The sequence below is a fragment of the Photobacterium kishitanii genome (assembly GCF_000613045.3).
Lineage (GTDB): Bacteria > Pseudomonadota > Gammaproteobacteria > Enterobacterales > Vibrionaceae > Photobacterium > Photobacterium kishitanii.
Map to the genome: position 1 here is coordinate 1,075,802 of NZ_LN794353.1, position 10,543 is coordinate 1,086,344.

Consider the following 10,543-nt stretch of genomic DNA (forward strand, 5'->3'; position numbering starts at 1 on the left):
TCAATTCACACTGTAAATAATAAAAAAGCCAGCATTAAAGATGCTGGCTTTTTTAGTTATATTTGAAATTTAAGCGCTTAAAATAGCATCACGCATTTTACATATAACATCTTGTTTTTGTTCCGTTGTTAACGTGCGTAATGGTAAACGTGGATCCCCTGCGTCAATATCATGCAGCATCATTGCCGTTTTGCCTGCAGCAACACCGCCGTATTCAACTAAGACACGAATAACAGCAATCACATTATCCATTTTATTGATCACAGTTTGGTGATCGCCTTTAGCAAAAGCATCAATCATGTCGTGATAAAGTGGTGCGGCATAATTATAAGTACTGCCAACGGCACTGATAGCGCCAACCGCTAATGCACCAGGGAAGTGCTCATCAACGCCCCATGGCACATCAAATTTACTATCACAAACACGTAAACAGCGTTGGTATTCATATAAATTAGTGCTATTAAATTTCACACCGTATAAATTAGGAATAACCTTATCTGCTGCCAATAAGAACTGTTCCATATCAACCGTTACGCCGCTCATTTCTGAGTGGTAGTAATAAAACCCTTTTGATGGAGCAGCTTCGGCAACTGCTTTACAGTAATTGACGAGATCAGTGACATTATTAGGTTTGAAGAAGCAAGGACCGATAGCAGAAGTCGCATAAATGTCTAATTGATCAGCATGACGCGTTAATTCAAGCGTGTCAGCGATACTCAAAGCACCAGTATGAATAATTAGTTTTAATTTACCTGTACTTGCTTTTACCCAACGTTCAGCGACTGCTTTACGTTCAGCCACTGAACAATGAATACCTTCACCTGTTGTTCCTAATACATAAGCGCCAACAACATTGGTGGCAATTAAATGCTTAGCAATTGCATCGATGGCATTATAGTCAATTTCACCATTAGCCAAAAATGGAGTATGAGGGGCTGCAATTAAACCTGTTAGCTTTTCCATGTCTCAGATCCTTACCTGTGAAGTTTAACTTCTAAATAATAATATTTGTGGAGTTTAGTTATCATACGAAGTGATATTTCGGTTGGCAATAAAAAAACAATGGCATTAACTGCTTTTGCTAGAAACTGTGATCTATTGCTATTAATTGTAAATATAAATTTATAAATGATTATTTTGCCGCGAAATAACAGTTAGATTTGATTTTGGAGTAAAACTTCATAATGATGATGACGCCATCAAGGCTAAAAATTGCAAGGATAACCTATGAATGCCGCCACCGACGCGATTCAAGTTGGTAAAATTTTAGACACGTTAGGCAGTTTACGCGATAGTTTGACTCCATCCGCTCGTCGAATTGCTGATTATGTTTTAGCTCAACCGCAGTATGTTACAGAGCTTTCAATTGCTGAACTGTCACAACAAGCTAAAGTGGGTGAAGCTAGTATTATTCGTTTCTGTAAAGGGCTTAATTTTAAAGGTTTTCAAGATCTTAAGATGAAGTTAGCCATTGAAGTTGCCACACCTAATGATGCAGAAAAACATATGCTTGATACCGAGTTAACCCCTGAGGATAACGCTGAGCATATTGGCCGAAAATTGCAGCAGACAATCAGTAATGTACTAGGTGAAACACTCAACTTATTAGATTTTTCTGAATTAGAAGCGGTTGCGAGTGCTTTTCAACAGCAAAAACGGATTTACTTTTTTGGCGTTGGTTCATCAGGTATCACCGCAGAAGATGCTAAAAATAAATTAATGCGGATTGGTTTTGATGTCGATGCATTAACCAATAACCATTTTATGTATATGAAAGCTGCGTTATTAACTGCTGACGATATTGCGATTGGTATTAGTCATTCTGGGACATCAAAAGAGACCATTAAAGCGTTAGAGTTAGCAAAAGAGTGCGGTGCTATGACCGTTGCCTTAACTCATAATCCTTTATCACCATTGGCTACATTGTCAGATTACGTGTTAATTAATGGTAATCGACAAGGACAGTTGCAAGGTGACTCTATTGGTACCAAAATCACCCAACTATTTGTATTAGATATACTTTATACGTTGTTAGTTCGTGATAATCCTGACTATACACGCCAGCAGAAATATAAAACAACTCAAGCTCTTGATTGATTAATTAATAGAGCAGCAGCGAGGCCACATTCTAATGTGGCTTTTTTTATGAGTAAATTTTAACGTTACATTATATTTTCTCCTTGAATCAATGGGCGCTTTTTTGAGCATTCAAGTGTGACTGGTATCGTTGTTTTGACGTTATTTTAGACAAATAGTGTGCAATATATCTCTATTTAAAATGTTTATTATTGCGTCACTCCAATGATAACGACAGTATGGAGTCAAACTTCATAACGTTGATATTTTTGGAGCTAACGATCATGGTTCAGCGCTCACAAGCACTTCTTGCACGTATAAATAATGGCTTTATTTCTTCTTGTCAGCCTATAGATGATAGTCCAATGGATCAGCCACAGATTGTAGCTGCAATGGCACAATCATCTGTTTTGGGCGGAGCCTCAGGTTTACGTATTGAAGGTATTGCTAATTTACGTGCAACTCGGCCTCATGTTGATGTTCCTATTATTGGCATCGTAAAACGAGATTTAACTGATTCAGATGTAAGAATTACGCCATTTTTACAAGATGTTGCAGATCTTGCTGCTGCAGGGGCTGACATTATTGCCATCGATGGTACGCAACGCCAACGGCCTGAAACCGTCGCTAACCTCATTAATGCCATTCATCAATACGGCTGTTTAGCTATGGCTGATTGCTCCAATTTGGCTGATGGTGATATGTGTCACCAACTTGGTGCCGATATTATTGGGTCGACATTATCAGGTTATACGGGAGGAAATATCCCTACGAAACCTGATTTAGAATTAGTGATGGCATTGCATCAGCGTGGTTATTTTGTGATGGCAGAAGGGCGTTATAACTCGCCAGATTTAGCTGCTCAAGCGATTACGGCTGGTGCTAATTGTGTCACTGTCGGTTCTGCAATTACGCGTATTGAACATATTTGTCAGTGGTTTAAAGGGGCTGTAACTAGTGCATCCGCCGCTCATGAATTACCAGCTAAGGATATCGCATGAGTGTTTGTCTAGCGGTGGATATTGGTGGTACCAAAATAGCGGCGGCACTCGTGGATTGTACAACTAGTCATATTATTGAGCGTTGCCAAATAGCGACCCCAAAGACGCAACAGCCTGCTATTTTATCTGCAGCATTAGAGTCACTATTAATTCCATTTATAGCCCAAGCAGATTTTGTTGCTGTTGCTTCAACAGGCATTATTAATAACGGTATTTTAACTGCTTTAAATCCTACTAATTTAGGTGGCTTAAATCGATTCGAACTCGTTGATTGTATTTATAAAATTACTCAATTACCTACTTATGCTATCAATGATGCCCAAGCGGCAGCGTGGTATGAATTTATTTCACTTAATCCTAATAGCAACACTGACAATATGTTGTTTATTACTATTTCTACCGGTATCGGTGGTGGGTTAGTGTTGAATCAACAATTACAAACTGGTGCTCGTGGTATTAGTGGTCATATAGGTCATACCGTAGTGAATGCGAATGGACCTTTGTGTGGTTGTGGCCGTCAAGGTTGTATTGAAAAAGTCGCCTCAGGTACTGCTATTGGTGAAATTGGAACGTCATTATTTAATCATTTATGCAGTGGACAAGACGTTTATCAATTGGCACTTGAAGGTAATAGTGCTGCGTTAAATATTATTCATTCTTCAGCTGCTGCGGTGGCTGAGTTAATCGCTAATCTGACCATTACATTAGATCTCGATACCGTTGTTATCGGTGGCAGTGTTGGTCTAGCGCCAAATTATTGTAATTACATTCAGCAATATCTAAATGAAAAACCAGAACTTTATCGACCTCGTATTATCCTCGCTCAATCAGGTGGAGATGCGGGGTTATTAGGTGCTGCAAGTTGGTTTGCACAACAACAAACTCATTAATAATTATTTAAATATTTTATCTCAACCCCTATATGGTGAGGCTTATATGGAAATTCAAGCATTTGGTACGGTAAACTATATCGTGCTGTTCGCATATCTAGTTGGCGTAATGTTGGTGGGTGTTTATTTTGCCCGTCGTCAAAAATCTGCAGATGATTATTTTAAAGCCGGTGGCCGAATACCGGGCTGGGCTGCGGGTGTCAGTGTGTTTGCTACCACATTGAGTTCTATTACTTTTATGTCTATTCCTGCTAAGGCTTATACATCAGATTGGACTTTTCTTGTCGGGCAGTATTTAGCGATTCTTATTCTGCCAATCGTATTTTATTTTTATATCCCATTTTTTAGAAAGCTCAATCTAACCTCTGTATATGAATATTTAGAGCGTCGTTTTGATATTAAAATGCGTTTATTCGCTAGTATGTCATTTATGTTATTTCATATTGGTCGTATTGCGATTATTACCTACTTAACGGCACTAGCATTAATGCCTTTTGTGAATATTGACCCACTAACAATTGTATTTTTAATTGGTGTGTTATGTATTGTATATACTTTCCTTGGCGGTATTGAAGGGGTTATTTGGACTGACGTAATTCAAGGTATTATGTTGTCAGTTGCTGCGGTTTTAATCTTTGTCACTATCTGTTTTCATGTTGATGGTGGTGTTTCTGAAGTGTTCCGTTTAAGTGCAGAACAAGATAAATACTTCCCTAGTTCAAGTTTTGAATGGAGCTGGACGAACAGTACCTTGCCAGTACTTATGATTGGTTTCTTATTCGCTAACTTACAGCAATTTACGGCGAGTCAAGATGTTGTACAGCGCTATATTGTTACAGATTCGATTGAAGAAACGAAAAAAACATTGATCACTAATGCTAAATTAGTCGCTTGTGTGCCTATTTTCTTCTTCGCTATCGGTTCGGCTTTATATGCCTTCTATAGCCAAAATCCACAGTTGATACCTGAGAATTTTAATACTGGCGGTATCTTACCTTTCTACGTTATTTCGCAAATGCCAGCAGGTATTGCTGGATTGATTATTGCCGCGATTTTTGCAGCATCACAATCAAGTATTTCAAGTAGCTTAAATAGTATCTCTGCATGTTACACCATGGATATTTATAACCGCTTTGGTGCAGAGAAGAATATGCAGCAAAGCTTTAAGACCGCACGTATTGTTACGGTTGTTGCTGGTGTGCTAGGTGTTGCCGCCTCTGTGTATTTAATTAAAAGTAATGAAAGTCAATTATGGGATGCGTTTAATAGCCTAATTGGTTTAATGGGTGGGCCGATGACGGGTCTGTTTATGCTGGGTATTTTTGTTCGCCGAGCGAATGCGGGCAGTGCGCTATGTGGTGTGATTGCGGCGGTGGTAGCAATATTGTTTGTTCGTGGTTTTACTGACCTTAACTTCTTCTTCTATGGTGTGATTGGTACTTTAATGGTGGTGGTAGTCGGTTTTATAACCGCACCTTTCTTTAAAAATAAATCAGCTGAAGAACTTGACGTAGTGACTGAATAATAAACTTAAAATAAAGCGGAAAAGATTGATACTTTTCCGCTTCTTATAAAGGATAAGAAGATGATTTTTGGTGAAATCAAACAACCGTTACACGCATTACCAACGGCTTTTCAGCAAGCGATAAATTTTATTAATAGTAATGATATGGCGTTATTGGAAAATGGTCGTTATGAAATAGATGGTGATCGTATTTTTGCTAATGTAATGAGCTTTGAAACCCAAGATGCGGCGAATAAACAGGGTGAAGTACATCAACAATATATTGATTTTCAATATTTAATCAGTGGTGAAGAACGTATTGATGTTTCATCAAGTTTAGCTGGCTGTATACCTGCAACTGATTATGACAGTGATAATGATTTTGCTTTAGTTGAAACGATGCCTGATACCAGCTCGCTATTATTAAAGCCGGGGATGTTTCTTGCTATTTTTCCACAGCAACCACATAAACCAGGCTGTGTTATCACGACACCGATGGTGATTAAAAAGGTCGTTATCAAAATTCATCAAGCATGTTTGTCGTGATCTTACGCTCAGCGTGATTGTAATGATAATTAACATTTATTGGAGATGTTATGAATAAATCATTTACTCAATTCGCAATAATGTGTTCACTATTATCCTTATCAACCAGTGCTATGGCTGAGCAGCTATGGCCTGATTTACCTCAACCGATTAAAAACGGTATTAGTGCCCAAGCTGATAATATTGTTTATGTCGGTTTAGGTGCTGCTGGTAAGTCGTTCTATGCAATGGATACTGCTAGTAGTAAGCCGCAATGGCAAAAGTTGGCTGATTTTACAGGTCCGGTTCCTGACCAAGCAACGGCAGCGGCTGTTGACGGGAAAATTTATATTTTTTCTGGATCAGGGAAGCTTAAAGCAACGGATAAATCGCCAATTATTTTTGATAGTGTTTATGTTTACGATATAAAAAATAATAATTGGTATAAGCAAAATACTCATACTCCTGTCGGTTTGTTAGGGGCCGCCGCTTATCCTTTAAATCAAACTGAAATCGCAATCTTTGGCGGTTATAACAAACCACAGTTTGATCAGTATTTGCGCGCTGTTTCTACGATAGATAAACATGCTGAACCTCATAAATGGCAACAAACAGTGACTGATTTTATGGCACGTGCACCAGAGTCTTATCAATGGAACCAAGACATTCAGGTTTATCATACTGATACTAATAGTTGGTCTACCAAAGGCAAGAGTCCTTATCTCGCTAATTGTGGTGCAGCATTAGTGGGGGAAGGGGATAATATTACTTTAATTAGTGGTGAAATTAAGCCTGGATTACGTACTCCGATAGTAAAAACGGTCACTATAAAAGGCTCTCAAGTTGATTGGCAACAGTTGGCATCCTTACCTGATGCTGCGAATGGTCAATTACAAGAAGGTGTTGCCGGTGCTTATGCAGGTAAAAACCAAGGTGTATTAATTGTGGCTGGTGGTGCTAATTTTCTTGGCGCAAGGGCGAAAGCGGAACAAGGCGATTGGTTTGCGCATGACGGCTTGAGTAAGCATTGGAGTCAAGATATTTACACTTACCATAATGAAAAATGGGCGTTGGCGACGACTAAATTGCCACAAGGATTAGCTTATGGTACTGCTTTTTCCACACCAACGGGTGTATTGATGGTTGGAGGAGAAAATGCTACGGGTAAACCACAAACAAAAGTATATATGCTGCGTTATCAGCAATCAGATATTCGTGTGATTGATTAACTATACAGTAACGTCAAGCTACTGTTTTTGAAGTAGCTTGATGAATAAAATAGCGGGTGATCATACTCTCTGAATTCGTCGTTGGTGATTGCCATTAAGTGCATATGTTCTTACACTGGTTATCGTTGCTTTGTTGATAATGGAGAATGATATGTATACGCCTATTCCTTGTAATATTATTAACGGCGTTATTTTTGATTTAGATAATACACTGGTAAGTTCAAAATTAGACTTTGATTGGTTACGGCAGCAGTTAGGCTGTACGGCTGATACTGATTTATTACAGTATATTGATGATATCGCGGATATTTCTCTGCGAATACAACTAGAAAACAAAGTTATTGAATATGAATTAGCCGATGCCCGTCAATCAGCGATTATGCCTGAATGTGATGAATTATTGTCTTATCTTGGCCAACAAAAAATCCCTACTGCGGTTGTGACACGTAATTGTTCTCAAGCTGCAATGTTGAAGATAAATCACCATAAGCTGCAATTTGAACGTATTGTTTCACGTGAAGATTTCCCACCTAAACCAGCACCTGATGCTTTAATCGATATTGCAGAACAGTGGCAGCTAGATCCTCAAAATATACTTTATGTTGGTGATTACGTTTATGATTTACAAGCAGCTTATCATGCGAATATGCCATCATGTTTAGTGACTAATGGTGAGGATTTACCTTTTCTTAATCAGGCATCGGTTGTGGTTCAACAGTTGGGAGGCTTAACCAAAATTTTACGTGAGCAAGCATATATGTTACCGCAAGAGCATGATAGGGTAGAGTCTAATGCCCAGTCAGGAAATTAATTATGGCTAATCCAGTGAACCCAAAAGCATTACTTCATAGCAAATGGACTAAAGTGGTTGTGGATAATAAAGAAAAGCATTTTGAGATAGTAACCGTATTATTTAATGATAATCAGCAAGTCGAAAAGTGTGTTATTCAAGCGGTAATGACTAATCGACTTTATGATATTAATTGGCAAGATTTAAAAGACGATCAGATTTGGCTTATAGGTTGGAATTAAGCGTTATTTTCTCAAGTTCCAATAATGTTTGTTTTTTATCGAGACCGCCAGCATAACCAGTTAATTTTCCATTTTTGCCAATCACACGATGGCATGGAATAACGATTGATAATGGATTTTTACTGTTTGCCATACCAACGGCTTGGCAGGCTTTTGGGTTACCAATCGTAATTGCGAGTTGTTGATAGCTCCAGTTGATGCCATACGGAATAGTCAGCAATGCTTGCCAAACACGTTGTTGGAACTCTGTACCTTGAGGGGCTAACGGTAAATCAAATTGTTGTCGTGTTCCTGTGAAGTATTGTTGCAGCTGTTGCTCACATTCAATTAAAAGTGGGTGTTGCGGTGCGTAAGTTGCTACTTCAATGGTTGGTGTCTGGTGTTTATATAAAATTGCAGTTAACGCATTATCAGTGGCATATAACGTTAAACAGCCTAATGGTGTGTCTATAGTGCGGTAATAAGTCGACATTATAAAAACCTTCGCGCTATACATTGAGAATCAAGTATAGCGCGATTAATTATAGGTAAGAAATTGATTAATGGTGCTGTTTTAAATACTCAAGTGCGCCTACGATCGCAGCAACTTGCGCCATATTACATTCATTATCTGTAACACGAGGGCTATCAGGATAGACTTCTGTTGTTGAGGTATATTCTGCATCAGTTACGCTAGCACATAGCCCTAACGCTTTTAGAGAATAGTTTATAACCCCTTCTTGAGTTATCGGTTCACCGATAATATTGCCATTGCTATCTGCTGGTGCAATATGGGTAACATGGCGAACCGAATCAATAATGGCTTTTTGGAAATCATATTGAGGGTTTTCACTGTCGCCAACACCATAAAAGCCGTCAGGTACGGTATCTTCGATATATTCTTTACCATCACGTGCTGCTAGCGCTGGTCTAAATTCACTTTCATCACTGTCTGTGGTTTCATGCAAATCGAGATGAGCAAGGAAATGCGTTTGCTGAGCTTGGACTAGTTTCATTAAGGCCGCTGATTCTTCTGCTGGACTATTAGCATAAAATGAACGGTTAGGATCAACAGCATTGGGGTTCCAACGATTAATCGTTTCATATCCCCACGGGCTGACACAAGGCACAACCAGAATATTAAAGTCAGCACTATATTGTTCAGCTTTTAGTGTCAGAAAAGCTAATGCGCCATGGACACCACTTGTTTCATAACCATGAATACCGCCAGTAATAAGTACCGTTGGTTTAGTTGGATCCCAATTATGAGTCTTAATCGCAAACAGTGGGTATTTTTCTGGCGCGTAAGACAGTGCACCGTATTGCTCAACGTCGAACTTTTCACTTAAAGTGTGGATTTTAGAAACAACTTGCTCAAGATAACTACGTTTAATAGTAGTTTGTGCTAACCATGCTGCTTTTTCTGTGGCACCCCATTTAATACCTGGTGTTCCAATTGCATATTTAAATGAATTATCCATTGCTTTACCTATTCATTATTATTGATTTGTCTGTTTTAGAGGGTAAACAGCTGGCAATATTTAAGCAAATTTTATTAAATTATCATGTCACAGAAATAGAAATGTTGATCAGTATAGTCAAATAAAATAGGGGTTATTAACCTAGAAGAAAGCAAATTTATGTTGCATTAATCTGCCGTTAAACACTATTGTCATACAAGTTGTTTGGCCTATAGTAACTATGTTCACAAAATTGTTATTATTAAGGAAAAGACGATGAGTACTACAATCTTGACTGAAGTTCAAATTGAAGACGCTAAGCAACACCTTACTCGTCCTCTAGCCACACCTACAGATTTATGTGTAGACGCGACTAAAGAGATCAGTGGAGCTCTAACTGCAATTTTAGCTGATGTATTTGCTATTTATATGAAGACCAAGAATTTCCATTGGCATATGAGTGGTGCACATTTCCGTGATTACCATTTAATGTTAGATGAGCAGAGTGCGCAATTATTTGCAATGACTGATGATATTGCGGAGCGTGCGCGTAAAATTGGTGGTCGAACAATACGTTCAATTGGTGAAATTTCACGGATGCAACGTATTTTAGATAATGATGCTGATTATGTTGAACCTGCTGATATGCTTGCTGAGTTGTGTGAAGATAATAAACAATTAGCTGCCGAACTTCGTGCTGCGCATATTTTATGTGATGAACGTAATGATTTCTCTTCAGTGAGTATGATTGATAATTGGATTGATGAAACAGAACGTCGTGTTTGGTTTCTTTATGAATCATACCGTCATTGAGTGATATAACATTTACTTAATTGTTAATTATGAA

12 protein-coding genes are annotated in these 10,543 nt (G+C 38.4%); 9 read left to right on the top strand and 3 right to left on the bottom strand.

Annotated elements, in window-relative coordinates; translation table 11 throughout:
- Positions 1 to 69: 69 nt before the first annotated feature.
- On the bottom strand, positions 70 to 963 hold the full coding sequence (locus PPBDW_RS20090) for a dihydrodipicolinate synthase family protein (protein WP_036792032.1): 894 nt from the start codon (positions 961 to 963) through the stop codon (positions 70 to 72).
- Between the two features lie 264 nt (positions 964 to 1,227).
- Between PPBDW_RS20090 and PPBDW_RS20095 the strand changes: the two genes are divergently transcribed.
- The 8 genes from PPBDW_RS20095 (at position 1,228) to PPBDW_RS20130 (ending at position 8,257) form a co-directional block, all read left to right on the top strand.
- Complete coding sequence (locus PPBDW_RS20095; protein ID WP_036792035.1) at positions 1,228 to 2,097, top strand: MurR/RpiR family transcriptional regulator; 870 nt, start codon at positions 1,228 to 1,230, stop codon at positions 2,095 to 2,097.
- 263 nt (positions 2,098 to 2,360) lie between these two features.
- The gene (locus PPBDW_RS20100) at positions 2,361 to 3,077 is read left to right on the top strand and encodes an N-acetylmannosamine-6-phosphate 2-epimerase (RefSeq protein WP_036792036.1); all 717 of its coding nucleotides are present in this window, start codon (positions 2,361 to 2,363) and stop codon (positions 3,075 to 3,077) included.
- The gene (locus PPBDW_RS20105; protein WP_036792039.1) at positions 3,074 to 3,967 is read left to right on the top strand and encodes an N-acetylmannosamine kinase; all 894 of its coding nucleotides are present in this window, start codon (positions 3,074 to 3,076) and stop codon (positions 3,965 to 3,967) included. The genes PPBDW_RS20100 and PPBDW_RS20105 overlap by 4 nt, the downstream gene beginning before the upstream one ends.
- 46 nt (positions 3,968 to 4,013) lie before the next feature.
- Positions 4,014 to 5,492, top strand: a complete 1,479-nt coding sequence (locus tag PPBDW_RS20110) for a sodium:solute symporter family protein (protein ID WP_036792042.1) — start codon at positions 4,014 to 4,016, stop codon at positions 5,490 to 5,492.
- 60 nt (positions 5,493 to 5,552) lie between these two features.
- Positions 5,553 to 6,017: an N-acetylneuraminate anomerase gene (gene nanQ / locus PPBDW_RS20115; RefSeq protein ID WP_036792045.1), complete on the top strand. Its 465-nt coding sequence runs from the start codon at positions 5,553 to 5,555 to the stop codon at positions 6,015 to 6,017.
- 50 nt (positions 6,018 to 6,067) lie between these two features.
- Positions 6,068 to 7,225 (top strand): N-acetylneuraminate epimerase, encoded by a 1,158-nt coding sequence (locus tag PPBDW_RS20120; RefSeq protein ID WP_036792047.1) that lies wholly within the window; start codon positions 6,068 to 6,070, stop codon positions 7,223 to 7,225.
- 151 nt (positions 7,226 to 7,376) lie between these two features.
- Complete coding sequence (locus tag PPBDW_RS20125; protein ID WP_054262199.1) at positions 7,377 to 8,036, top strand: HAD family hydrolase; 660 nt, start codon at positions 7,377 to 7,379, stop codon at positions 8,034 to 8,036.
- A 2-nt stretch (positions 8,037 to 8,038) separates the two neighbouring features.
- Complete coding sequence (locus PPBDW_RS20130) at positions 8,039 to 8,257, top strand: TIGR02450 family Trp-rich protein (RefSeq protein WP_036792049.1); 219 nt, start codon at positions 8,039 to 8,041, stop codon at positions 8,255 to 8,257.
- Here PPBDW_RS20130 and PPBDW_RS20135 read toward each other — a convergent pair.
- On the bottom strand, positions 8,241 to 8,729 hold the full coding sequence (locus PPBDW_RS20135) for a methylated-DNA--[protein]-cysteine S-methyltransferase (protein ID WP_036792051.1): 489 nt from the start codon (positions 8,727 to 8,729) through the stop codon (positions 8,241 to 8,243). The genes PPBDW_RS20130 and PPBDW_RS20135 overlap by 17 nt on opposite strands.
- A gap of 67 nt (positions 8,730 to 8,796) precedes the next feature.
- Positions 8,797 to 9,717, bottom strand: a complete 921-nt coding sequence (locus PPBDW_RS20140; protein ID WP_036792054.1) for a M14 family metallopeptidase — start codon at positions 9,715 to 9,717, stop codon at positions 8,797 to 8,799.
- A 255-nt stretch (positions 9,718 to 9,972) separates the two neighbouring features.
- On the opposite strand from PPBDW_RS20140, the gene PPBDW_RS20145 reads away from it, so the two are divergent.
- Positions 9,973 to 10,509: a Dps family protein gene (locus tag PPBDW_RS20145; RefSeq protein ID WP_036792057.1), complete on the top strand. Its 537-nt coding sequence runs from the start codon at positions 9,973 to 9,975 to the stop codon at positions 10,507 to 10,509.
- Positions 10,510 to 10,543: the final 34 nt, after the last annotated feature.

Coding starts and splice junctions, on each gene's coding strand:
- PPBDW_RS20125 (WP_054262199.1), top strand. CDS start 7,377: ATGTATACGCCTATTCCTTGTAATATTATTAACGGCGTTATTTTTGAT.
- PPBDW_RS20090 (WP_036792032.1), bottom strand. CDS start 963: ATGGAAAAGCTAACAGGTTTAATTGCAGCCCCTCATACTCCATTTTTG.
- PPBDW_RS20140 (WP_036792054.1), bottom strand. CDS start 9,717: ATGGATAATTCATTTAAATATGCAATTGGAACACCAGGTATTAAATGG.
- PPBDW_RS20095 (WP_036792035.1), top strand. CDS start 1,228: ATGAATGCCGCCACCGACGCGATTCAAGTTGGTAAAATTTTAGACACG.
- PPBDW_RS20135 (WP_036792051.1), bottom strand. CDS start 8,729: ATGTCGACTTATTACCGCACTATAGACACACCATTAGGCTGTTTAACG.
- nanQ (WP_036792045.1), top strand. CDS start 5,553: ATGATTTTTGGTGAAATCAAACAACCGTTACACGCATTACCAACGGCT.
- PPBDW_RS20105 (WP_036792039.1), top strand. CDS start 3,074: ATGAGTGTTTGTCTAGCGGTGGATATTGGTGGTACCAAAATAGCGGCG.
- PPBDW_RS20120 (WP_036792047.1), top strand. CDS start 6,068: ATGAATAAATCATTTACTCAATTCGCAATAATGTGTTCACTATTATCC.
- PPBDW_RS20110 (WP_036792042.1), top strand. CDS start 4,014: ATGGAAATTCAAGCATTTGGTACGGTAAACTATATCGTGCTGTTCGCA.
- PPBDW_RS20145 (WP_036792057.1), top strand. CDS start 9,973: ATGAGTACTACAATCTTGACTGAAGTTCAAATTGAAGACGCTAAGCAA.
- PPBDW_RS20130 (WP_036792049.1), top strand. CDS start 8,039: ATGGCTAATCCAGTGAACCCAAAAGCATTACTTCATAGCAAATGGACT.
- PPBDW_RS20100 (WP_036792036.1), top strand. CDS start 2,361: ATGGTTCAGCGCTCACAAGCACTTCTTGCACGTATAAATAATGGCTTT.